The sequence below is a fragment of the Mycobacteriales bacterium genome (genome assembly GCA_035533475.1).
GTDB lineage: Bacteria > Actinomycetota > Actinomycetes > DATLTS01 > DATLTS01 > DATLTS01.
On the sequence record DATLTS010000045.1, the window covers coordinates 72,193 to 94,665 of the forward strand.

The 22,473-nt window shown below is 70.7% G+C and carries 23 protein-coding genes; 16 read left to right on the forward strand and 7 right to left on the reverse strand.

Translation table 11 applies throughout. The features are described 5' to 3' along the window. Positions 1–69 precede the first annotated feature (69 nt). From VNG13_10900 to VNG13_10920, 5 genes are all read left to right on the forward strand, one after another. Complete coding sequence (locus VNG13_10900) at positions 70–1,611, forward strand: phosphoenolpyruvate carboxykinase (protein ID HVA61025.1); 1,542 nt, start codon at positions 70–72, stop codon at positions 1,609–1,611. Between the two features lie 28 nt (positions 1,612–1,639). Beyond that, the gene (locus VNG13_10905) at positions 1,640–2,407 is read left to right on the forward strand and encodes an isoprenyl transferase (GenBank protein HVA61026.1); all 768 of its coding nucleotides are present in this window, start codon (positions 1,640–1,642) and stop codon (positions 2,405–2,407) included. A gap of 117 nt (positions 2,408–2,524) precedes the next feature. After that, positions 2,525–3,841, forward strand: a complete 1,317-nt coding sequence (locus VNG13_10910; protein HVA61027.1) for a PhoH family protein — start codon at positions 2,525–2,527, stop codon at positions 3,839–3,841. Positions 3,842–4,184: 343 nt separating this feature from the next. After that, positions 4,185–4,724 carry a hypothetical protein gene (locus tag VNG13_10915; GenBank protein ID HVA61028.1) on the forward strand — a complete coding sequence of 180 codons (540 nt, stop codon included), beginning with the start codon at positions 4,185–4,187 and terminating at the stop codon, positions 4,722–4,724. Between the two features lie 57 nt (positions 4,725–4,781). Beyond that, a complete protein-coding gene (locus VNG13_10920; protein HVA61029.1) occupies positions 4,782–5,213 on the forward strand; it encodes a cyclic nucleotide-binding domain-containing protein in 432 nt (143 codons plus the stop codon). Positions 5,214–5,299: 86 nt separating this feature from the next. On the opposite strand, the gene VNG13_10925 is transcribed toward VNG13_10920, so the two are convergent. Continuing rightward, the gene (locus tag VNG13_10925) at positions 5,300–6,703 is read right to left on the reverse strand and encodes a class II fumarate hydratase (protein HVA61030.1); all 1,404 of its coding nucleotides are present in this window, start codon (positions 6,701–6,703) and stop codon (positions 5,300–5,302) included. A 92-nt stretch (positions 6,704–6,795) separates the two neighbouring features. Next, on the reverse strand, positions 6,796–7,830 hold the full coding sequence (glpX, locus tag VNG13_10930) for a class II fructose-bisphosphatase (GenBank protein ID HVA61031.1): 1,035 nt from the start codon (positions 7,828–7,830) through the stop codon (positions 6,796–6,798). 86 nt (positions 7,831–7,916) lie between these two features. Here glpX and VNG13_10935 point away from each other — a divergent pair, with 86 nt between their 5' ends. From VNG13_10935 to VNG13_10945, 3 genes are read left to right on the forward strand one after another with little or no spacing between them, the layout of a single operon-like run. Further along, positions 7,917–8,534 (forward strand): TetR/AcrR family transcriptional regulator, encoded by a 618-nt coding sequence (locus VNG13_10935; protein ID HVA61032.1) that lies wholly within the window; start codon positions 7,917–7,919, stop codon positions 8,532–8,534. Between the two features lie 26 nt (positions 8,535–8,560). Next, positions 8,561–9,721 carry an aminotransferase class V-fold PLP-dependent enzyme gene (locus tag VNG13_10940; protein HVA61033.1) on the forward strand — a complete coding sequence of 387 codons (1,161 nt, stop codon included), beginning with the start codon at positions 8,561–8,563 and terminating at the stop codon, positions 9,719–9,721. Beyond that, the gene (locus VNG13_10945; GenBank protein HVA61034.1) at positions 9,718–10,290 is read left to right on the forward strand and encodes a DUF4245 family protein; all 573 of its coding nucleotides are present in this window, start codon (positions 9,718–9,720) and stop codon (positions 10,288–10,290) included. The genes VNG13_10940 and VNG13_10945 overlap by 4 nt, the downstream gene beginning before the upstream one ends. A gap of 2 nt (positions 10,291–10,292) precedes the next feature. Here the strand turns inward: VNG13_10945 and VNG13_10950 are convergent, their stop codons facing one another. Both VNG13_10950 and xseA read right to left on the reverse strand, forming a co-directional pair. After that, entirely contained in the window at positions 10,293–10,499 is a 207-nt protein-coding gene (locus VNG13_10950; GenBank protein HVA61035.1) for an exodeoxyribonuclease VII small subunit, read from the reverse strand. 103 nt (positions 10,500–10,602) lie between these two features. After that, positions 10,603–11,820: an exodeoxyribonuclease VII large subunit gene (xseA, locus tag VNG13_10955; protein HVA61036.1), complete on the reverse strand. Its 1,218-nt coding sequence runs from the start codon at positions 11,818–11,820 to the stop codon at positions 10,603–10,605. Positions 11,821–11,894: 74 nt separating this feature from the next. On the opposite strand from xseA, the gene VNG13_10960 reads away from it, so the two are divergent. Next, positions 11,895–12,878 (forward strand): 4-hydroxy-3-methylbut-2-enyl diphosphate reductase, encoded by a 984-nt coding sequence (locus tag VNG13_10960; GenBank protein ID HVA61037.1) that lies wholly within the window; start codon positions 11,895–11,897, stop codon positions 12,876–12,878. On the opposite strand, the gene VNG13_10965 is transcribed toward VNG13_10960, so the two are convergent. Both VNG13_10965 and rmuC read right to left on the reverse strand, forming a co-directional pair. Further along, complete coding sequence (locus VNG13_10965) at positions 12,850–13,308, reverse strand: DUF6542 domain-containing protein (protein HVA61038.1); 459 nt, start codon at positions 13,306–13,308, stop codon at positions 12,850–12,852. The genes VNG13_10960 and VNG13_10965 overlap by 29 nt on opposite strands. 44 nt (positions 13,309–13,352) lie before the next feature. Continuing rightward, positions 13,353–14,759, reverse strand: coding sequence for a DNA recombination protein RmuC (gene rmuC, locus VNG13_10970; GenBank protein ID HVA61039.1), 1,407 nt, complete (start codon positions 14,757–14,759; stop codon positions 13,353–13,355). 61 nt (positions 14,760–14,820) lie between these two features. Between rmuC and ychF the strand changes: the two genes are divergently transcribed. Then, positions 14,821–15,897, forward strand: coding sequence for a redox-regulated ATPase YchF (ychF, locus tag VNG13_10975; GenBank protein ID HVA61040.1), 1,077 nt, complete (start codon positions 14,821–14,823; stop codon positions 15,895–15,897). Here the strand turns inward: ychF and VNG13_10980 are convergent. Then, on the reverse strand, positions 15,887–16,186 hold the full coding sequence (locus tag VNG13_10980; GenBank protein HVA61041.1) for a 4a-hydroxytetrahydrobiopterin dehydratase: 300 nt from the start codon (positions 16,184–16,186) through the stop codon (positions 15,887–15,889). The two genes, ychF and VNG13_10980, sit on opposite strands and share 11 nt — an antisense overlap. A gap of 71 nt (positions 16,187–16,257) precedes the next feature. Here VNG13_10980 and VNG13_10985 point away from each other — a divergent pair, with 71 nt between their 5' ends. The 6 genes from VNG13_10985 (at position 16,258) to VNG13_11010 (ending at position 22,420) form a co-directional block, all read left to right on the forward strand. Next, positions 16,258–16,683: a (deoxy)nucleoside triphosphate pyrophosphohydrolase gene (locus VNG13_10985; GenBank protein HVA61042.1), complete on the forward strand. Its 426-nt coding sequence runs from the start codon at positions 16,258–16,260 to the stop codon at positions 16,681–16,683. 9 nt (positions 16,684–16,692) lie between these two features. Beyond that, a complete protein-coding gene (mshB, locus tag VNG13_10990) occupies positions 16,693–17,589 on the forward strand; it encodes an N-acetyl-1-D-myo-inositol-2-amino-2-deoxy-alpha-D-glucopyranoside deacetylase (GenBank protein ID HVA61043.1) in 897 nt (298 codons plus the stop codon). 162 nt (positions 17,590–17,751) lie between these two features. Next, positions 17,752–19,668: an AAA family ATPase gene (locus VNG13_10995; protein ID HVA61044.1), complete on the forward strand. Its 1,917-nt coding sequence runs from the start codon at positions 17,752–17,754 to the stop codon at positions 19,666–19,668. A gap of 10 nt (positions 19,669–19,678) precedes the next feature. After that, entirely contained in the window at positions 19,679–20,149 is a 471-nt protein-coding gene (locus VNG13_11000; GenBank protein HVA61045.1) for a hypothetical protein, read from the forward strand. A gap of 143 nt (positions 20,150–20,292) precedes the next feature. Beyond that, a complete protein-coding gene (locus VNG13_11005) occupies positions 20,293–20,781 on the forward strand; it encodes a chemotaxis protein CheW (GenBank protein ID HVA61046.1) in 489 nt (162 codons plus the stop codon). A gap of 73 nt (positions 20,782–20,854) precedes the next feature. Next, positions 20,855–22,420: a methyl-accepting chemotaxis protein gene (locus VNG13_11010; protein ID HVA61047.1), complete on the forward strand. Its 1,566-nt coding sequence runs from the start codon at positions 20,855–20,857 to the stop codon at positions 22,418–22,420. The last annotated feature ends 53 nt before the right edge of the window (positions 22,421–22,473 follow it).

Here is a 22,473-nt window from a genome sequence, read left to right on the forward strand (position 1 = left end):
GCTCCCCGATACCCGGCCCCGGCGCGCGTGGCGCCCCGGGGTCTGCATTTCCCTGTGAAGGAGCGCACCGTGGCGTACCAGCTGAAGGCCAGGTCGGTCGAGTGGAATCCGTCACCGGAGCGGCTCCGGGAGCTGACTGAGCTCATGCCCAATGCGCAGCGCACCGAGTTCGACAATCTCGTCGTCAAGGCCCGCGTGGACTCTCGGAGCAAGGCATCCACCTACATCGTGACCGACGACCCGTCGTCGGTCACCGACCAGTCGGTGACCCGAGCGGAGTACGAGCGATTGTCCGCGCTCCAGGACGCCTACATCGCCGAGCAGGCGATGGTCGCTGTCGATGGCTACATCGGCAACGACCCGGACTTTCGGGTCCGAGCCCGACTGATCATCGAGTCGGCAAACGCCAACGTCGCGGGCATGCAGCAGCAACTGTTCTTCCCTGGCGAGTGGGCGGCCGGTGAGCAACCGACCACCGAGCCGGTGACCACTGTCGTATACACGCCCAACCTGGCCGTGCCGGGCTATCCGAACGATCGGGCGATTCTCGTCGACCTGGAGCACAACATCACGCGGGTCATCAACTCCGACTACTTCGGAGAGTCCAAAAAGGGCGGCCTGCGGATGTGGAACAACATCGTCTTCGAGCGGGGCGGCCTGGCGATGCACGCCGGCTGCAAGATGATCCCGGTCGAGGGGGAGAAGAAGACCGTCCTCATCGTCGGGCTGTCCGGCACCGGCAAGACGACCACGACGTTCACCACCCAGCTCAAATCGCGCCCCGTGCAGGACGACTTCATCGGCCTCATGCCTGGTGGCAAGGTCTACGGCACCGAGAACGGCTGCTTCGCCAAGACGTTCGGGCTGTCCGCCGAGACCGAGCCGGAGATCTACGGCGCGACGACCAAACCGGATGCCTACCTGGAAAACGTCTCCGTCGACGCCTCGGGCAAGGTCGATTTCTTCGATACCTCGTACACGAAGAACGGCCGTACCACCTGGCCGTTCAAGTACGTGGACCCGTTCGACGCCCGGGACCTGCCGCCCGCTGAGTACCTGCTCATCCTCAACCGCAACGAGAACATCGTGCCCGGGGTCGCCCGGCTCGACCGAGCGCAGGCTGCCGCCTTCTTCATGCTGGGGGAGACCACCGGCACGTCGGCCGGCGGCAAGGACGAGGAGGGCAAGGCGCTGCGGGTGCCGGGGACCAATCCCTTCTTCCCGCGGGCGCATGCCGACATGGGCAATCGGCTGCTCGAGCTGCTCGACAGTCACGAGCTCAAGGTCTACGTGTTGAACACCGGGGCCGTGGGGGGCCCGGCGGGTAGCGATCGGGCGACGAAGGTCAAGATCGCGCATTCGTCGGCACTCGTGCAGGCGATTGCCGAAGGCACCATCGAATGGGAGCAAGACCCGGACTTCGGCTACGAGATCGCGACCAGCTGCCCCGGGATCGATGACCTGGAGATCCTTCAGCCTCGTCGGCTCTACGAGCGGCAGGGCCGCGCGGATGAGTACCAGAAAACCGTGGAGCGCCTCAAGCGCGAGCGCCGCGAGTACCTGGCCACCTTCGTCGGACTCGACGAGCAGATCGTCAAGTCGATCGGCTGACGGGGCACCCGCCCGCTACGCTCGGCCGGTGGGTGCGCGGCAGCTCGTCTACTCCCTCTACGAACGACGGCTGCTCGCCCAGCTCGCCGGCGCTCCGCGGCCACGCCACGTCGGGGTGATCCTCGACGGTAACCGGCGTTGGGCCCGGGCGACCGGTGCCGTGGACCTCAACAGCGGGCACCGTCGCGGCGCGGACAAGATCGCCGAAGTGTTGGCCTGGTGCGAGGAAGCCGGGGTGGAGGTGGTCACCCTGTGGCTGCTGTCGACCGACAACCTCACCAGGTCCGAGGTCGAGCTCGCGCCCTTGCTCGGGATCATCGAGGCGACGGTCACCGAACTGGCCGCGCCAGCCGAGCCGTGGCGGCTGCATCCGGTGGGAGCGCTCGACCTCCTGCCGGACGCGACCGCGCGCACGCTCAAGGAGGCCGCCGACGCGACGGTGGGCAAGCCTGGCCTCTTGGTCAACGTGGCGGTGGGCTATGGCGGGCGTCGCGAGATCGCGGACGCCGTCCGGTCGCTGCTCCAGGAGCACGCCAGCCGCGGGTTCTCGATCGAGGAAGTAGCGTCCTACCTCGACGTCGAGCACATCGCCGAACACCTGTACACCCGGGGCCAGCCCGATCCCGATCTGGTCATCCGGACGTCCGGGGAGCAGCGGCTTTCGGGCTTCCTGCTCTGGCAGAGCGCGCACTCCGAGTTCTACTTCTGCGAGGCCTACTGGCCGGAGTTCCGCAAGGTCGATTTCCTCCGGGCGCTGCGCGCCTACGCGGATCGCGAGCGTCGTTTCGGCGGTTGACCATGTCGGCGGCCGACCCCGTCGATGGCGCCGCGTGTCGGAGCCGGGCGCCGTCCCCAGCCGGTCGTACCGTCGCGGTTGGCGGCTTGGCGCGGCGCCGACCGCCGGGGAGGCCAGGTGAGCACTCCACGCCGGTCCCGTCGGACCGCACGACGCACCTATGTTCTCGACACGAGCGTCCTGCTCGCCGATCCGGCCGCTGTCACGAGGTTCGCCGAGCACGAGGTGGTCCTGCCGGTCGTCGTGATAAGCGAACTGGAGGCGAAGCGCGCCCATCCCGAGCTCGGCTACTTCGCGCGCCAGGCGCTGCGACTCCTCGACGACCTGCGGAGCCGGCACGGCCGGCTCGACGCCCCGCTCCCGGTCGGCGACAACGGCGGGACCGTGCGCGTCGAGCTCAACCACACCGACGCGGGCGTCCTGCCGCCCGGCTTCCGACTCGGCGACAACGACAGCCGGATCCTCGCCGTCGCCAGAAACCTCGCCGCGGAGGGTGCGAGCGTCGTCCTCGTGAGCAAGGACCTGCCGCTGCGGGTCAAGGCGGCGAGTGTCGGCCTCGATGCCGAGGAATACCGCTTCGAGCAGGTTGACTCCGGATGGACCGGGATGTCCGAGCTCGAGGTCGGCTCGACCGAGCTCGATGCCCTCTACGCGGGGGAGTCCGCCGTGCTGCCGGCCGCGGCCGACCTGCCCTGCCATACCGGCCTGGTCCTGCTCTCCGAGCGCAGCAGCGCCCTCGGCCGGGTCCAGCCGGACAAGTCGGTGCGGCTGGTCCGCGGCGACCGGGAGGCCTTCGGGCTGCACGGCCGCAGCGCCGAGCAGCGGATCGCTCTCGAGCTGCTGCTGGACCCCGACATCGGCATCGTCTCGCTCGGCGGGCGGGCGGGCACCGGCAAGTCGGCGCTGGCCCTGTGCGCCGGCCTCGAGGCGGTTATGGAGCGCCGCCAGCACCGCAAGGTCGTGGTCTTTCGTCCGCTCTACGCGGTCGGTGGCCAGGAACTCGGCTACCTGCCCGGCAGCGAGTCGGAGAAGATGGCGCCCTGGGCCCAGGCGGTCTTCGACACCCTGGGTGCCCTGGTCTCCGAGGCCGTCGTCGACGAGATCGTCGACCGCGGGATGCTCGAGGTCCTGCCGCTCACCCACATCCGCGGGCGTTCCCTGCACGACTCGTTCGTCATCGTCGACGAGGCCCAGTCGTTGGAACGCGGCGTGCTGCTCACCGTGCTGTCCCGGATCGGTGCCGGCTCCCGGGTCGTCCTGACCCACGATGTGGCGCAGCGGGACAACCTTCGGGTGGGCAGGCACGACGGGGTCGCGGCGGTGATCGAGGCGCTCAAGGGCCATCCGCTGTTCGCGCACGTCACGTTGAGCCGGTCGGAGCGCTCGCCGATCGCGGCGCTCGTCACCGAGATGCTCGAAGAACTGGCCTTGTAGCCACCCGGACACAAAGAGGGCGCCCCGTCCGCCCAGCCGGACGGGGCGCTCCCTCCCCATTTCAACGCGGCAACTCGCAAAACCTCGCATCCACTCGCCGGATCTTTCCGCCGGGCTGAGCGTGTTTGTCCGCTTTGCCCGGCGGAATGTGAGCTTCCTCACGCATGAAATTGCGAATCCCGGGGATGCTTGCTGGAGTTAGCACAGCTGAACAACTCGAGCGGCATGAGCCGCCCGGGCGACAAGCGGTCGCCCGTCGCCCCGCCGATACCGGCGGTCCCGCAGATGGCTGCGGATACCCGACGTCGCGGACTTTCCCGCGCCGCCGATCGAGGAAGGACTCATGAGAAGCCGGACACACGCCCGGGGGATGTCTGCTGCGTTCGCTCTCGGGGGCGCCGCCGCGATGGTCGTTGCCGCTGCCGTCCCCACTCTGGCGTTCGCCGCGACCGCGGCCCCGGTAGCGACCGTCGCCCGGCGGGTCAGCGTGGCATGGCGACTGGGCGTCCCGCCCCTTCACCCGGCCCAACGGCTCCCGTTCCGGGGCGTCCATCGGGCCAGCCGGACGAGCGTCCGGACCGCCCTGGATCCGCGCATTCTGGCGGAGACCCTGGTCGCGGGCCGGGGTTGGTACTCCGGGCAATGGACGTGTCTGGACGAACTGTGGAGCCGGGAGAGCGGATGGCGGTTCGATGCCGTCAACTACGGTTCCGGCGCCTACGGGATCCCGCAGGCGTTGCCGGCCTGGAAGATGGCCACCGCCGGGCCGGATTGGCGCACCGACCCGCTGACCCAGATCCAGTGGGGCCTCGGTTACATCGCCGGCACCTACGGCACCCCCTGCACCGCCCTTGCGCATTCGGATTGGTACGGCTACTACTAGTACGCCGGGAAACGGGGGGTGTCGACCCGTACTGGGGCAATGGCGAGGGGGCCGGGGATGGCGCGCATCAGCAGGCACACCTACGTCGAGCGGTTACGGGCGGTGCCGATGTTCCGGGCCTGTTCGATCCGCGAGCTCGAGCAGGTCGCGCGGCTGGCCGACGAGATCGTCGTGGCCGCCGGCGAAGAGCTGGTTCGGGAGGGCTCCCGAGGCGCCGAGTTCTACGTTCTCGCCGAAGGCAAGGCCGAAGTCACCCGCGGCTCGGCGACACTCGCCATGCTTGGCCCGGGAGACTTCTTCGGTGAGTTGTCCCTGCTCGAGCCCGGTCCGCGCAACGCGACCGTCACCATGGTGAGCCCGGGTCGGGTCCTCGTGCTTGCCCAGCGGCAGTTCTTCACCCTGCTCGCCGATCAGCCGGCGGTGACGACGAAGCTGCTGGTCGGGATGGCTCGTCGGCTGCACGAGGCCGATGCCAGGCCGGTGCGGTGAGTCGAGCCGACCGTTCGAGGTCGGTAGCCCGAAGCTGACCGAGATGCCGGCATTCCGGGAGAGCTCGAAACGAACCCGGCCTGAACTCAGCCGTTCTCCGGCCGACGGGTCATGGCCAGGACGTCCAGCGCCTCGTCGAGCTGGGCCTCGGTGAGTCGGCCGGCGCGGACGTGGCCACGTTCGATGACGACCGCGCGGATCGTCTTCTGCTCGGCGAGGGCCTGTTTAGCCACCTTCGCCGCCTCCTCGTAGCCGATGTAGCGGTTCAGCGGGGTGACGATCGAGGGGGAGGACTCGGCGAAGAACCGGCACCGCTCGGCATCCGCGACGATGCCGTCGATGCAAAGGTCGGCGAAGAGCCGCGAGATGTTCGCGAGTAGCCGGATCGACTCGAGCAGATTGCGAGCGATCACCGGCAACATGACGTTGAGCTCTAGGTTGCCGGCCGCGCCGCCGAAGCTGACCGCCGCGTCGTTGCCGAAGACCTGCGCCACCACCTGGCAGACCGCCTCCGGGATGACCGGATTGACCTTGCCCGGCATGATCGACGAGCCGGGTTGCAGATCAGGCAGATGGATCTCGGCGAGACCCGCCCGCGGGCCGCTGGCCATCCAACGCAGGTCATTCGCGATCTTGTACAGGCTCACTGCGACCACCCGCAGCACTCCGGACGCCTCGACGAGCGCGTCCCGGGCCCCCTGCGCCTCGAAGTGGTCGCGGGCTTCGGACAAGGGCAGCGACAGCGTGTCGGTCAGCCGGGCGATGACCTTCGCCGCGAATCCCGGCGGCGTGTTGATCCCGGTGCCGACCGCGGTCCCGCCGAGCGGAAGCTCGCCGAGCCGGGGTAGGGCTGCGTCGAGTCGCTCGATCCCCAGCCGGATGGCGGACGCGTAGCCGCCGAACTCCTGGCCGAGGGTGACCGGGGTTGCGTCCATGAGATGCGTTCGCCCGGACTTCACGACGTCGACGAACTCCGCTGCCTTGCGTTCGAGGGCCGTAGCGAGATGCGCCAGTGCCGGCTGAAGGTCACGCACGACCATTTGCACGGCGGCGATATGGATGGCGGATGGGAACGTGTCGTTGGACGACTGGGAGGCGTTGACCGCGTCGTTGGGATGCACCGGTGCGCCGAGCCGTTCGGTGGCGAGAGTGGCGATCACCTCGTTGGCGTTCATGTTCGTCGACGTGCCGGACCCGGTCTGGTAGACGTCGATCGGGAACTGGTCGTCCCAGCGTCCCGAGTTGACCTCGGCAGCCGAGTCGGCGATCGCCTTCGCGACGTCGTCCGGCAACACCCCCAACTCGGCGTTGACCAGGGCAGCCGCGCCTTTGATCGCGCCCAGGGCCGAGATCAGGGCTCGGTCGACGGTCAGCCCGGACACCGGGAAGTTCTCGACCGCGCGTTGGGTCTGGGCCCGCCACTTCGCGGCGACCGGCACGCGGACCTCGCCCATCGAGTCCGCCTCGACGCGGAACTCTTCGCCGGCCATTCTCGTGCCTTCCCGCCGCCCGATGGGACCCTGCGCGAATTATCCCTCGCCGCCATCGCGGCTGACCGGTAGCCGAGGAATCGCGGCTCTCCTCAGCCGGCCCGGTCGAAGTCGATCGCCGCGTAGGAGCGCAACTTGGTGAGCTGATGTTGACTCTCGATGCTGCGGATGGTTCCGCTCTTCGACCGCATGACCAGGGAGTGCGTCGTTGCGCCCCCGGCCCGGTAGCGGACACCCCGGAGCAGTTCGCCGTCCGTGACGCCGGTGGCGACGAAGAAGACGTTGTCGCTGGCGACCAGGTCGTCGGTGAGCAGTACCCGGTCGAGGTCGTGTCCGGCGTCGAGGGCACGCCGGCGCTCGTCGTCGTCGCGCGGCCAGAGCCTGCCTTGGATGACACCCCCGAGGCACTTGACGGCACAGGCGGTGATGATCCCCTCCGGGGTGCCACCGATGCCGAGCAGCAGGTCGATCCCGGTGCCCTCCCGGCACGCCATGATCGCCCCGGCCACGTCGCCGTCGGTGATGAACTTGATCCGCGCCCCGGTCGCCCGTACCTCACTGACCAGGTCGGCATGCCTCGGGCGGTCGAGGATGACGACGGTGACGTCCTCGGCGGCGGAGTCCTTGGACTTGGCGATCGCCGCGATGTTGTCGGCGACCGGCGCCTCGATGTCCACGCCGGCAGCGGCATCCGGACCGGTGACCAGCTTCTCCATGTAGAACACCGCCGACGGGTCGTACATCGTGCCCCGCTCGGCGACCGCCATCACCGAGACCGCGTTGCTCATTCCCATGGCCGCGAGCCGGGTGCCGTCGATCGGGTCCACGGCTACGTCGCATTCCGGACCCGTCCCGTCGCCGACGGACTCGCCGTTGTAGAGCATCGGCGCTTCATCCTTCTCGCCCTCGCCGATGACCACCACGCCCCGCATCGACACGGTGTGGATGAGTTGGCGCATCGCGTTGACCGCGACCCGGTCGACCCCGATCTTGTCGCCCCGGCCGACCCAGCGCCCGGCGGCCATCGCCGCCGCCTCCGTTACCCGGACCAGTTCGAGGGCGAGGTTTCGGTCCGGTTCTTCGCGCCGGACGGCAGCCTCGTCCGGGTCGGTGGTGTCGTCGGTCATCGGCGGGCACCCCTCTGCGGTCGTCGCCGGGCATCGTAGCGTCGTCGGGAGTGGGCGGCCGCCTCCTCGGATGCGAGAGTGGTCGGGTGAGCGACACCGAGGCAGTGGCCGCGCCGAGCCCGGTGCGCGGTGGGGGGCGGGCCGTCGCAACCCGGGCCGCCCTGCTCGGCGCGGCGCAGCAGGTCTTCACCGGCGCCGGATTCACCGAGGCCAACGTGGCCGATGTCGTGGCCCGGGCGGGCGCGAGCGTCGGAAGCCTCTACCACCACTTCGGCGGGAAGGCGGACCTCTACCTGGCGCTGTTCGAGGACTACCAGTCCCGGCAGGAGGGTCGAGCGGCGGCGGAGGTTCGGCGTGCCCGGCTGGCTGGCGAAACCGACCCGATCGCCCTGTTCATCGCCGGCTCGCGGGGCTACCTCGCCGGCTGTTGGGCGGAGCGCGACCTGGCCCGGCTCTTCCTCGCCGGCGGCGGGCCGCCCGGATTCGAGCTGGTAGCGCGCCGCCGATACCGGGATTGGACGGCCCGCAACGCCTACCTCCTGCGCCCGGAGCAGCAGCCGCTCGGCGACACCCTGGTGCTCGTGCTCACCACCGTGGTCGGCGAGGCCGGGCATGAGGTGGCCATCCAGGAGTCCGAGGCAGCCGCCGGGCGGCTCGCCGACGAGGTGCTCGAGCTCATCTCGCGGATCGGCACGCCCCGCTGACCGGCGAGACCCCGGCGTCCCGGCAGGTGCACCCGGAACTGCTGGCACGACGTTGCGATTACCCGATTCTGGGGCGCAAGACGTACCTGATCAACAACTCCCTCGGCGCGATGCACCGGGACACCCCGGGCCGGCTCGCCGAGTTCGCCCGGCTCTGGGACGAGAACGGCGTGCTCGCCTGGAACTCCTGGTTCCCGAACATGGCGCGGGTGGCCGACCTCGTCGGTCGGACGATCGGCGCCCCGGCGGGGAGCACCATTCTCCGCGCGAATGTCGCCGACGTCCTGGTGAGTGTTGCGAGCGCGATCGACTTCACCGGTTCCCGCAACGCCGTGGTGTCGACCGACCTCGACTGGCCGGGCAGCCACTATCTCTGGCAGGAGTACCGCCGGTTCGGCGCTCGGCCGGTAGTGGTGACCGCGGCGTCGGATGGCATTCACATCGACGTCGATCGGGTCTGCGCGGCGGTCGACGAGCACACCGCTCTGGTCGCGATCTCGCTCGTGACCTTTCGCAGCTCGACCCTCATCGACCCGCGGCCCATCATCGACAGGGCGCACGCAGTCGGCGCCCTGGTCCTCCTCGACGCCTACCAGGGCGTCGGGGCGGTTCCGATCGACGTCGTCGACCTCGATGTCGATTTCTGCGTCGGCGGCTCGGTGAAATTCCTGTGTGGCGGGCCGGGAAACGGCTGGCTCTACGTACGGCCCGCACTCGCGGAGACCCTGCGCCCGGCCGCGGTCGGTTGGATCTCGCACGCCGAGCCCTTCGCCTTCGAGTTGGACGAGATCCGCTACGCCCCGGGCGTCGGGCGATTCGCCGGCGGCACGCCGAACGTCCCGGCGGCCTACGCCGCCGAGCCGGGCTACCGGGCCATCGTCGAAATCGGGGTTGCGGCGATCCGGGCCAGATCGGTAAGCCTCACCCAGCCACTGCTCGAGGACGCCCGCTCCCGGGGCTACCTCGTCGGCTCGCCGAGCGACCCTGCGCAGCGTGGTGGGCACGTCACCCTCGACATCCCGGAGGGGGTGCGGGTGCATGACGAGCTGATCCGGCGCGACGTGGTCGTCGACTATCGTCCGGGCGGCGGGTTGCGGATCGCGCCGCACTTCTTCTCCACCGCCGAGGAATGCACGCGGGTGCTCGACGAGATCGACGCGATCTGCCGGCAGATCGGCGCCCGGTGAGCGCTGGCGGGGAGCCGGCCCGGGGCCGGCGCGGCTTCGAGACGATCGCGGACATGGGCCGCTCGCTCGGGTTGGTTCTGGCCTTCACCGTCGTCGTGCTGCTCGCTGGCGCGGGCCGGGTGTTGCTCTTCCCCGGCCGGCACGCCGGGCCGCCGCCGGTGAGCTACGACACCGAGGTCCGGGTCGCGAGCCGCCTCGCCGGGGTGGCCATGCCGGCGCCGGCCCGCCCCCCCGGGGGCTGGACCGCCACGAGTGTCCGGGTGACCGGCGGCGGGCCCACGCCGGTGCACCTGCACATCGGCTTCACCACCCCCGGCGCGGGCTACGTCGCCCTCGAGGAGGCGGCCGTCACCGGCTCGGCCGGGTCGGCCGCTTTCCTCACCGGCGAGCTGGGCCCGGGGGCGGTCACCGTTCGCGACTCCGTGCTGGTCGCCGGGACCGGCTGGCGGGAACTGCGCGACACCCGCGCAGAGCTGGCGCTGACCCGCACCGCCGCTGGCGTCACGATCCTCGTGTACGGCTCAACCGGGCTGACCGACCTGGAGACGATGGCCGCGGCGCTCGGCTGAGTTCAGCTCGAGGCGGGGGGCCGGAGGGCCGCATCGAGCCGGGCCCGGGCGCCATCGAGCCACGCCTGGCAGATGCCGGCCAACTCCTCGCCGCGCTCCCACAGGCTCAGGGCCTCTTCGAGCGTGCAGCCACCGGACTCCAGCGTGCGGACGACCGATTCGAGCTCGGCCCGGGCCTGCTCGTAGCTCGGGGTGGCGGCCTCGGTCACGGCGTTCCTCTCGTCGCTGGGCCGGGCATCGGCAGCGCTGGGCCGGGCATCGGCAGCGTACGGGGCGGAGCGGCCGGCCGCCCTTCTTCGTCCACCGCCCGGATCAGGGACCCGCGCCGGTGACGACCAGGTCGAGTCCGCCGTTGGCGAGTCGGGCCCGCAGCGGATCGCCGAGGGCGACCTCGCCCGCATCCCGGACCACGTCGCCTGCCACTGTCTGCACGATCGCGTAGCCACGGGCCAGCGTGGCGGCCGGGGACAGCGCGGTGACCCGGATGCGGGCCTGCGCGACGTCGGCGCCGGCTGCCTCGACCGCGCCGGCAGCGCAGCGCCGGGACCGATCGACGAGCGCCGCTATCTGCTCGGCCCAGCGGTCGAGGAGTTCCCCCGGCCGGGCGAGCACCGGTCGCTCCCGCAGTGCGTGGACCCGTTGGGCCTCCCGCTCGAGCCGGGTGCCGAGCGCCCGCCGGCCGCGGTCGCGCAGGGCCTGTAGCCGGTGGTTCTCCTCGGCTACGTCCGGGACGAGCAGCTTTCCGGCGTCGGTGGGGGTGGACGCCCGACGGTCGGCGACGAGATCGACGAGCGGGGTGTCGGCTTCGTGCCCGACCGCGCTCACCACGGGCGTCCGGCAGTCGGCGACCGCCCGGCACAGCGTCTCGTCGGAAAACGCCAGCAGGTCTTCGACGGAGCCGCCGCCACGGGCGAGAACGATGACATCGACCGCCGGGTCCCGGTCGAGGATTCGCAGGGCACCGACCATCTCGCCTACCGCGTGCGGCCCTTGCACGGCCACGTTCTCGACCCGGAACCGGACCGCCGGCCAACGCCGGCGCGCGTTCTCGACGACGTCGTGCTCCGCCGCTCCGCCGCGGCCGGTGATCAGCCCGATCGTGCCCGGCAGGAAGGGCAGCGGCCGCTTGCGTTCGGCCGTGAACAAGCCCTCCGCCGCGAGGATCCTCTTCAACCGTTCGAGCCGGGCGAGCAGCTCTCCGATGCCGACCGGGCGGATGTCGTAAGCGAGGAGCGCGAGCGTGCCACGGGCCGGGTAGACCTCAGGCTTGGCCCAGATGACGACCCGGGCGCCATCGGACAGCGGGGGGTCGAGTTCGTCGAGGCGCCCCCGTGGGCAGGTCACCCGCAGCGACACGTCGGCCACCGGGTCACGCAGGGTGAGGAAGGCCGTCCCGGCCCCCGGCCGGCGGGACAGGTCCGTGACCTGGCCCTCGACCCAGACCCGGCCGAGTCGGGCCACCCACCGGGTGAGCGCGAGGGCCACGGTGCGGACGGGAAGCGGGGCTTCCGCGGAGGACTCGAGCGCCATCCTGCGCAGCTTAGGTGCCGAGCCCCGGATCCACGATGGGGATCGGCGCGATTGTGGGCACGTAGCATCGAGCAATGACGCCACCCCCGGACCGCACCGGCAAACGGGTCCTGCTCGCCAAGCCGCGGGGCTATTGCGCGGGGGTCGAGCGGGCCGTCCAGACGGTGGAGCTCGCTCTCGAACTGCACGGTCCGCCGGTGTACGTCCGAAGGCAGATCGTGCACAACGCGCACGTCGTGCGAACCCTCGAGGCCCGCGGCGCCGTCTTCGTGGAGGAGACCGACCAGGTTCCGCCGGGGGCGCTCGTGGTCTTCTCCGCCCACGGTGTCGCGCCGGAGGTGCACCGGGAGGCCGCGCGGCGCGAGCTGCGGACCATCGACGCCACCTGCCCTTTGGTGACCAAGGTGCACGTCGAGGCCCGGCGGTTCGCGGCGGAGGACTACGACATCCTGCTGATCGGGCATTCGGGGCACGAGGAGGTTGTCGGGACGACCGGGGAGGCCCCCGAGCACGTGCACCTGGTCGACGGGCCGGCCGAGGCGGCACGGGTCCGGGTGCGCGACCCGGAGAAGGTGGCCTGGCTGTCCCAGACAACGCTGTCCGTGGACGAGACGAACGCCACTGTCGCGGCGTTGCGACGACGATTTCCGAACCTGCTCGACCCGCCGAGCGACGACATCTGCTACGCCACGCAGAACCGGCAGGTCGCGGTGAAGCGGATCGCCGCCGAATCCGACGTGGTGATCGTCGTGGGATCGCCGAACTCGTCGAATTCGGTGCGCCTGGTGGAGGTGGCTCGCGACGCCGGCGCCCGGGCTGCCTACCTCGTCGACGGCGCCGTGGACATCGAGCCGAACTGGTTGGACGGGGCGCGCACCGTCGGGTTGACGAGCGGGGCCTCGGTGCCCGACGAGCTGGTCGGGGAGGTCCTCCGGCTGCTGGCCGGCCTCGGCTTCACCGAGGTCGAGGAGATCGAATCGGCTCGGGAGCGGTTGGAGTTCGCGCTGCCCCCCGAGCTCCGTCGCGATCTCAAGGCCGCGGGAGTCCAGGCTGGCTAGGGCGGCGGAGCGAGCCCCGGCCGGATCTGATCCGGACGGTGGCGAGCAGTAAGGCGATCAGCAGGACTATGAGCAGGCTCGGGGCCCGGGTGGCGAGCGAGGTCACGCCGTCGATCAGCCCCGATTTCAGGACCGAGTCCTGAGCCCGCGAGGCGTGGATCGCGCCGCTGAACAGGCAGCCTGCTCCGTAGGCGAGCGGGATCGCCACGAGCACCGGGCCGACCTGGTCGCGGCGCACCAGCAGCACCGCCAGCAGGCAGCCGACCACGAAACAGAACGTGAACAGCGTCCGCAGGCTGGCCTGGCTGGTCGGGCCGGTGCCGGCATCGATCACCGCCCCGAACAGGGTCAGGCCGATGGCGAGGACCACCGCCCCGGCGCCGGTCAGGCCGCGCCGGTCAGCGAGCCGCGCGGACAGTGGGGTGCTCACCGGGCCATTGTCTCAGGGGGTCCCAGGGGCGGCTCAGGGCCGGCTCAGCCGTGCCGGAGCTGAGCCGAAGCTTGGTCGAGAGCCGGCCGGGCCAGGGCGACCTGGGCGATTTCGGCCTCGTCGAGGTCGTCCGGGCTGGGCGCGAGACGCACCACGGTGGCCGCTTCCGCGGCTGCGAGCAGTTCCGGGCTCCCGAGCGGGCGCGGTGTCTCCTCGATGGTCCGCGGCCGCTCGAGCTCGCCCTCGGTCACCTTGAGCGTGCTGAACTTGCGGGCCTGACTCAGCACGTTCCGCTCGAGCGACCCGACCGTCGAGTTGTAGTCCCCGACCGCCCGGGCCAGCGAGCGGCCGAGCTTGTCGACGTGGCCACCCAGGGTGCCGAGCCGGACGTAGAGCTCCTTTCCCAACTCGAATACCTCGCGGGCGTTGTCGGTCAGCGCGGCCTGCTGCCAGGCGTAGCCGATCGTGCGCAGCATGGCGATCAGCGTCGTCGGGGTGGCGATGACGACCTTGCGACTCATCGCGTACTCCAGCAGGCCCGGCTCCTGCTCGAGCGCCGGCGCGAGGAACGCCTCGCCGGGGATGAAGCAGATGACGAACTCGGGCGTCGGGTGCAGCGCCGTCCAGTACGCCTTGGTCGCCAGCGCGTCCACGTGGGTCCTGAGGTGCCTGGCGTGCGCGGTCATCCGAGTTGCGCGGACCGCCTCGTCGGTGGCTTCGGCGGCCTCCAGGTAGGCCGCGAGGGACACCTTGGAATCGACGACGACGTTCTTCCCGCCAGCCAGGCGCACCACCAGGTCTGGCCGGATCGCGCCGTCGTCGGTCAGGACCGTGGCCTGCTCCTCGAAGTCGCAGTGCTCCACCATTCCGGCCACCTCGACGACCCGGCGCAGCTGCATCTCGCCCCAACGCCCGCGCGCCTGGGGCGCCCGTAGGGCGGTGACCAGAGCTCCGGTCTCGTGACGGAGCTGCTCGGAAGTCGTTCGGACGAAATTGACTTGTTCACTCAATGCCGTGTACGCGGTCAGTCGGGCCTGCTCGAGATCACGTAACTGCACCTCGACCTTCGCGAGCGTCTCGCGGAGCGGGTTGACGAGGGACTCGACGGCCGCCCGACGCTGGTCGAGCTCGCCGGTCGCCTTGGCGCCCGCCTCGCGAAGCCGGGCGTCGGCGAGTTCCAGGAACCGGGTTGCGCCACGGTCGAGGGCCTCGGCGGAGAGCGCGCGGAACCGGTCGGCCAGCTCCACCTGAGCTTGATCCAATAGCGCGCGCCGCTCGGTCGCGGATTCCTCCGCGGTGGCGAGTCGGGTCTGCGCCCGGGCGAGCTCGGTGGCGGCTTGCCCCGCCTCGGCGGTGAGCCGGGCAAGTCGGCCACGGTGAGCGAGCGCCACCGCGGCGGCGCCGACGGCGAGGCCCAGGAGGAGGGCGGCCAGAACCAGTGATGCGGTCATGGGCCGATCGTGGCAGGGGGGCCCGACAGTTTCGGGGAGCACACGCCGGGACAATGCCGGAGTGAGTCTGGCCATCGGGATCGTCGGGTTGCCCAACGTCGGGAAATCCACCCTGTTCAACGCCCTCACCCGGGCGGCCGTGCTCGCCGCCAACTACCCCTTCGCCACCATCGAGCCCAACGTCGGCGTGGTCCCGGTTCCGGACCCCCGGCTGCAACGCCTCGCGGCCCTCTATGACAGCGCCCGGATCGTTCCGGCGACCGTCAGCTTCGTCGATATTGCCGGCCTGGTCCGTGGGGCCAGCGAGGGGCAGGGGCTGGGTAACCGTTTCCTCGCCAACATCCGCGAAGCGGACGCGATTTGCGAGGTGGTCCGGGTATTCGCCGATCCCGACGTCGCCCACGTCGACGGTCGGGTCTCCCCGGAGTCCGACATCGGCACGGTCAACACCGAGCTCGTACTCGCCGACCTCGACACCGTCGACTCCCGACTCGCCCGGCTCGAGCGGGAGTCCCGGATGCGGCCGGAGATGCAGGCGCGGCTGGCCACCGTGCAGGCCGCGCGGGCTGTCCTCGACGCCGGCCGGCCGATCGCCGGCGAGCCGGACCTCGACCGTGCGGCGCTGGCCGACCTGCACCTGCTGACCGACAAGCCGTTCATCTACGTGTTCAACGTCGATGACACCGATCTCGGCGACCGCGAGTTGGCGGCGAAGCTCGCCGCCTCGGTGGCCCCGGCGCCGGCGGTCCTGCTGTGCGCCAAGCTCGAATCGGAACTTGTCGAGCTACCCGACGACGAGGCGGCGGAACTGCTCCGCGAGGCCGGTCAGGACGAGCCCGGGCTCAACCGGCTGGCCGCGGTGGGTTTCGAGGCGCTCGGTCTCCAGACGTTCCTCACCGCCGGGCCCAAGGAAGCCCGGGCCTGGACGATCCGCAGCGGGGCGACGGCGCCGGAAGCCGCGGGGGTCATCCACACCGACTTCCAGAAGGGTTTCGTCAAGGCGGAGGTGGTGTCCTTCGAGGACCTCTTGGCGGCCGGATCGTTGCCCGCGGCGCGCGCGGCCGGCCGGGCGCGCATCGAAGGCAAGGACTACGTGATGCAGGACGGCGACGTGGTGGAGTTCCGATTCACCGGTTGAGGTCGAGCAGCCCGTGAAGGACCGCGTCGATTCGTCGGGCCAGCTCGATGTCCAACCCGGTCACCGCTCCCGCCGAGTGCGTCCACACCTCGAAGGTCACCGTCCCGGCCTCGCTCGCGACGACCGGGTGGTGGTTGAGCTCCGCCGCGGTGACCGCCACCGCCTCGATGATCTCGGCCGACCGGGATCCCGCGTCGACGCTGCGCCGGATCCGGGTGGTGTCGCCGGTCCAACCGTCGAGACCGGCCAGCTCGGTGGTCACCCGCTCCGCGCTCAGATGGTCTGGCATGACCCGCATTGTGCGCGCTGCCCGGCCAGATTGTGCGCGCCGCCCGGCCAGACGTGCGAACCTGCCGTCTCGTGGACGACCCGACGATCGTGGCGGCAGCGATCCTGCGCGATCCCCCGCCGCGGGTGCTCGCCGCCCGACGGACCCACCCGGCCCAGCTCGCCGGGCGCTGGGAACTGCCAGGCGGAAAGGTGGAACCTGGGGAGTCCGACCGTGCGGCGCTCCGCCGGGAGTGCCGTGAGGAGCTCGGCATCGAGGTCACTCTCGGTAACCGGCTGGGACCGGACCTTACGGTCACGGTCGCGGGCCGGCCGGGCACCCTTCGGGTGTGGGTCGCCCGGATCGTGGCCGGGCAGCCGGTGCCTCACGATCATGATCGGCTGCGCTGGCTGACCTCCGCTACCTTGAACGAGGTTCCCTGGCTCCCCGGCGACCTGCCTCTCGTGCCGTTGCTGCGGGGCCTGCTCACGGCGGAGGGGGATCAGGGCCGGTCGTAGGGTTCGGATATGACCAGCGACCGGAGGCTGCTCCTCGTCCACGCCCATCCCGACGACGAGACCATCGGGACCGGCGCGACGATGGCGAAATATGCCGCCGAGGGCGCGCACGTGACGTTGGTGACCTGCACCCTAGGCGAAGAGGGCGAGATCGTAGTTCCCGATCTCGCCCACCTGTCGGTCGAGCAGGAGGACCGGCTCGGCGAGCTCCGGATCGAGGAGTTGGCGGGGGCCTGCCGCGAACTCGGCGTCACGGACCAGCGCTTCCTGGGCGGGCCCCGTCGCTGGCGGGACAGCGGGATGATGGGAACCCCGAGCAACGAACGGCCGGGTGCCTTCTGGCGGGCCGACCTGGCGGAGGCGACGGGGGAGTTGGTGGCCGTGATCCGCGAGGTGCGACCACAGGTGCTCGTCACCTATGACGAGAACGGCGGCTACGGGCACCCGGATCACATCCGGGCTCACGACGTGGCCGTGGCGGCGTTGGCCGCCGCCGCCGAAGGCGACCGTTATCCGGGCGCGGGCGGGCCCTGGGGGATCGGCAAGCTCTACTACGCGGTGCTTCCCCGGTCGGTGCTCCAGAGGGGCATCGACGCGCTCCGTGCGGCCGGGGACACCTCGTGGTTCGCCGCGGTCGAGCGCGCCGAGGACCTGCCGTTCGGCGTGCCGGACGAGCTGGTGACCACCATGGTGGACGCGCGGGACCATCTCGAGGCGAAGCTTGCCGCGATGCGGGCACACCGCAGCCAGATCAGCGTCGACGCCCCGTTCTTCGCGCTGTCGGACAATCTCGGGCAGGCCGCGCTCGGCCAGGAGTACTTCCGGCTGATCCGAGGGGAGCGCGGGCCGGGGGCTGGCGACCAGGGCTGGGAGACCGACCTGTTCGGCGGGCTGGTCTGCGTCTGACGGGCCCGCTCGATGGCCCATTCGGGTGAAGATGGTCACCCTGCGTAGTCAAAACGGTCGGTATGGGCAAGACTGAGCGCGCAGCACCGATCGCACACCCGATATCGGCCCGGCCGGCCGGCAACTTGAGCCCGGCCAGCAACTTTCTTTGGGGAGCACTCCGTGGGCGAAGCTTCTCCGACGACGATCCTGCCGTTCGCGACCGGGTCGGCCGTCTTTGCCGGCGCCGGCACCGACGTCGGAGTGACCCGCGAACGCCAGCGCCGGCGCCGGCTGTGGAAGCTCGCCGCGTTCCTCGCGATCCCGGGCGCCTACTTCTGGTACCGGCTTGCGGACCACCGACCGTTCAACGTCTTCCAGTTGCCGCACATCGACTGGCTGGTCATGGCGCCGGTTCTGTTCTTCCTGCTGTTGATCCTCGCGGTGGTCGGGCAGTACCTGGGTTCGGGTCGATCGCCGCACATCACCTACCGGCCGGAGCAGATCGACGTCCGGCTCGACGACGTCAAGGGCATCGACCAGGTGAAGGAGGAAGTGGTCCGTTCGCTCAACCTCTTCCTCGCGCACCGGGTGTTCAGGGACCAGATGGGGGGTCGCCCTCGCCGGGGGTTGCTGTTCGAAGGCGCGCCGGGTACGGGCAAAACCTTCACGGCGAAAGCGATGGCCGCCGAAGCTGGGGTGCCCTTCCTGTTCGTGTCGGCCACGTCGTTCCAGTCGATGTTCTACGGGGCGACCGCCCGGAAGATCCGCTCCTACTTCAAGGAGCTTCGCAAGGCTGCCCGGGCCGAAGGGGGGGCGATCGGCTTCATCGAGGAGATCGACGCCATCGGTGGGACGCGCAGCGGCCTGGCGATGGCCCCGGGCCCGGATATCGCCCGGATGCTCGCGACGAGCTGCGCGGGCGAGAGCGCCCCGGCCCTGGTGCAGAACCACAACGCGATCAGCGAGGGGGTCGGCGGCGTAGTCAACGAACTGCTCGTGCAGATGCAGTCCTTCGACGAGCCGAGCGGCGGGCAGAAAGCGTGGGGCAAGGTCGTAGATGGGCTGAACCTGCTGCTCCCCGCGCAGCGGCAGATCCCGAAGCCGGTCCCGCCGGCGACCAACATCCTGCTCATCGCCGCGACCAACCGCGCCGACAAGCTCGACCCGGCTCTGCTGCGGCCCGGTCGTTTCGATCGTCGGCTCACCTTCGAGTTGCCGGACAAGAAGGGACGCCGGGAGCTCATCGAGCACTTCCTCGCCACCAAGGCGCACACCCCCGAACTGGACGACGACGACCGCAGGGACGCCCTGGCCGCAGTCACCCAGGGCTACAGCCCGGTCATGATCGAGCACCTTTTCGACGAGGCTCTGATCAATGCCGTGCGCCGGCAGGAGCCCGCGATGTCCTGGAAGGACGTCGAGCGGGCTCGGCTCACCGAAGAGGTGGGCATGGGGCAGCCGGTCGGGTACACGGCGCACGAGAAGCGCCTGATCGCCACCCACGAGTCGGGACACGCGACGGCCGCGCACCTGGTGGCGCCCGACCGTCGGCTCGAGGTGCTCACGATCATCAAGCGGCGTTCGGCGCTCGGGCTGCTGGCCCACGGGGACCGTGAGGAGGTCTTCACCCGATCGAGCAAGGAGTTGCTGGCCCTCATCCAGATCGCGCTGGCCGGGCAGTGCGCCGAGGAGATCTTCTTCGGTGACGTGTCGACCGGGCCGGGCGGCGACCTGCTCTACGCCACGAACCTGGCCGCCGAGATGATCGGCTCGTCCGGGATGGTCGGCACGCTCGTCAGCTACGCCGCAGTCCAGAACAGTGCCTTCTCCGACACGAACATCGTCGGCCGGGTGCTGGGCGACCCCGACGGCCGGAGCCGGGTCGAGGCCCTGCTCCAGGAGCAGAAGCAGCTGATCCGCGCCCGGCTGGTGGAGAACCGCCATCTTCTCGAGGCGCTCCGGGACGCCCTGCTCGACCGGGACGAGTTGATCGGGCCGGAGATCACCGCCGTCCTCGAGGCCGCCCACGCCGCCGAACCGAAGGTGGTCACCGAGGTCATCGACCTGCGGGACGAGGCGGTCACCGTCCAGACGTAGGCTCGGCGGGGTGCAGCCCGGGGAGCAGGTTGCCGCGCCGGCGGATCACGGGGGCGGATCGATCCTGTTCCGGGGGGCCGGTGTCGCCGTCGGGTTCGGGCTCGGCGTGTTGCTCGGGCTGATCGGGGCGTTCCTCGTGCCGAGCGGCCTGACCGGCATCTCGATCGCGATCGCGCTGGTCGGCAACCTGCTGGCCGGACGGCTGGCCTCGCTGAGCACCGGTAGCCGGCTCGGGGCGTTCGCCCCGGCGCTCGGCTGGTTCCTCGTCCTGGTCTGGGGCATGGTCCACGGTCCCGGCGGAAGCCTCGTCCTCGCCTACCCCGTCGGCGACGGCAACCTGCTCGGAGTCGCGTGGGGGTTCATGCTCGGCGGCGCCGTCGGCGCGCTGCTGCCGATTCTCTGGGGCGGCCGCCCGATCCGCCGGCCGGACCGGGTCCGGATCGCCGCCCCAGCTCAGGTGAACCCCCCGCCGGGTCCCTGATCCCGGCGAGTGGGCGGTCTGCCCGGGGCAATCCGCCCAGTCGCCGCGTGGAAGATCAGCACAATCGCCCACTCGAGCCAGCCGACATGCGCTGCTGAGCCCGCCGGCTTCACCGGGCGGCCAGCGCTGCCGACAAGGCAACCGTGACCGAAAGCGCGGACGTCGCGTTCGACCCGGAGACCGACGCCGAGCACGCGGCCGTCGTCCTGCGGATCGGGGGCGGGCGCTACGCGCTGGCCATGTCGGCGGTGGCCGAGGTCGGCCGGCCCCCGGTCCTGACCCGGGTACCGGGCGTCCCGAGCTGGTCGGCCGGGGTGGCGAACTGGCGCGGCCGGATCCTCGCGGTGCTCGATCTGCGCCGGCTGCTCGGCAACGAGTCCGGGTCCGCGTTCGGCGGCTCGCGGTTGGTGGTGGCCAGCCACGAGGGGATCACGCTAGGCCTGCTGACCGATGGGGTCGACGGGGTGATCACGGTGCCTGGGGACCTCGATCCGCCCCCGGTGACGCTGACCGACACGGCAGCCGCACTGATCGCGGGTCAGGTCCTCGACGCGCAGGGCCCCATCGCGGTCCTGAACGTCGCCGCAGTGTTCCGGCTGCGCGACTCCCTGCCCCGGGTGCGACGCGGTTGAGCCGACTGGGCTACAGCCGGGCTGCCCGGCGCCCGATGCCTTCGACAGGAACACGCGGCGTTCGGGAGGACAGGTGGACTTCTCCAAGCGGCTGACCCGGGTGGCGGCCGTCGCGACCTGGGGCAGCCTGGCGTTGGCAACGGCCGCCGGTTTCCTGCTGTCGCGCGAATCCGGTGGCCTCATCCGCGTGCACCTTCAGCCCTTCCTGATCTGGAACGGGCTCGGTCTGATCAACGCGATCGCGCTCAGCGTGCTGCCTGCGCTGCACTCGGTGAGCTCGCATGTCCGCGACAAGATCACCAGCTACCGGGTCGTCCTGCTCTCCACCGACATGATCTTCGTTACCGGCACCCTCGCGGTAGCGGGAGGGGTCCGTGGCCCGTTCTGGATCCTCTACATCCCGGTCGTGCTCTTCGCGGCCGTGAGCATGCGTCAGTGGCAGAGCATGGTCTTCGGTGCGCTCGGGTCGATCGGCTTGCTCGTCGGATCCGCGGCAGCACACACCCTGGCCCTCGCCGACGCCGGGTGGCTCGTCCTGATCGTGCCGCTGTTTCCGATGATCGCCTGGTTCAACGGCACGCTCGCCGGCTCCGTCTGGACCATGCGGCGCTTCGCCCGGGATGAGCGCGATGCGCTCCAGGCGCGGGTCGAGGACCTGTCCGCCGCCCTGGCCCGGGCCGCCGAAGGAGACCTCGCGGTCAGCCTCGACGAACAGCCCGCGACCGCGTCGTCGGACGAAGCGGTCTCCACCTTGTCCCGCTCCTTCGCCCACACGCTGTCGAACCTGCGATCCCTCGTCGGTCAGATCCGCTCCGGTGGCGAGCAGATCGGCGCGGCGGCCGGCGAGTTGCTGGCCACCGCCGAGGAGCACGCCGCTTCGGCCACCCAGCAGTCCTCCGCCGTGTCGGAGACCACCTCCACCATCGAGGAACTGGCCGCCACCGCGGCGCAGATCGCCGAGACGGCGGAGGCCGTCGCGCGCTACGCGGCGGAGACCCTCCGGCATGCGGAGGAGGGGCGCACCGCGGTCTCGGCCAGTGTGGACGCGATGGACACGATCGCGAACCGGGTCGACTCGATCGCCTCGCGGGCCCTCAGCCTCGGCGAGAAGAGCCAGGAGATCGGCCGGATCCTGGAGGTCATCGACGACCTGGCCGACCAGACGAACCTGCTCGCACTGAATGCGGCGATCGAAGCCGCGCGGGCCGGCGAGCACGGGCGCGGCTTCGCCGTTGTCGCGTCCGAGGTGCGAAAGCTCGCGGAACGGGCGCAGGAGTCGACCGGTCAGATCCAGGCGATCGTCAGCGAGATCCAGACCGAGACCAACGCGACGATCATCGCCAGCGAAGAAGGCGCCAAGGAGGTCCGCAACGGGTCGACCCTGGCGCGGGGCGTCGTGGACGCGCTCGAGCGGATCTCCGGCATGGTCGACGAGACGACGACCGCGGCGAAGGAGATCTCGATCGCCACCCAGCAGCAGCGCTCGGCTTCGGACCAGGTCGTTGCGGCCATGACCCAGGTCTCGGACGTTTCCCGGCAGTACGCGGTGGGATCCAAGCAGGCCGCGGCCGCCGCCGCCCAGCTCAACGTCCTCGCGGCCGAGTTGCGTGCCTCGATCGCCCAATTCAAAGTCGCCTGACCCCGGTCGGCCCGTTCGGTGAAGTCGGCGCGGCCGATCGCCGACATCTAACT

What these genes read in the sequence shown, in the direction of transcription:
- VNG13_10960 (HVA61037.1), top strand. Translation starts at nt 11,895, where the DNA reads ATGACGCCACCCCCGGACCGCACCGGCAAACGGGTCCTGCTCGCCAAG.
- VNG13_10925 (HVA61030.1), bottom strand. Translation starts at nt 6,703, where the DNA reads ATGGCCGGCGAAGAGTTCCGCGTCGAGGCGGACTCGATGGGCGAGGTC.
- VNG13_10980 (HVA61041.1), bottom strand. Translation starts at nt 16,186, where the DNA reads ATGCCAGACCATCTGAGCGCGGAGCGGGTGACCACCGAGCTGGCCGGT.
- VNG13_10915 (HVA61028.1), top strand. Translation starts at nt 4,185, where the DNA reads ATGAGAAGCCGGACACACGCCCGGGGGATGTCTGCTGCGTTCGCTCTC.
- VNG13_10920 (HVA61029.1), top strand. Translation starts at nt 4,782, where the DNA reads ATGGCGCGCATCAGCAGGCACACCTACGTCGAGCGGTTACGGGCGGTG.
- mshB (HVA61043.1), top strand. Translation starts at nt 16,693, where the DNA reads ATGACCAGCGACCGGAGGCTGCTCCTCGTCCACGCCCATCCCGACGAC.
- xseA (HVA61036.1), bottom strand. Translation starts at nt 11,820, where the DNA reads ATGGCGCTCGAGTCCTCCGCGGAAGCCCCGCTTCCCGTCCGCACCGTG.
- glpX (HVA61031.1), bottom strand. Translation starts at nt 7,830, where the DNA reads ATGACCGACGACACCACCGACCCGGACGAGGCTGCCGTCCGGCGCGAA.
- rmuC (HVA61039.1), bottom strand. Translation starts at nt 14,759, where the DNA reads ATGACCGCATCACTGGTTCTGGCCGCCCTCCTCCTGGGCCTCGCCGTC.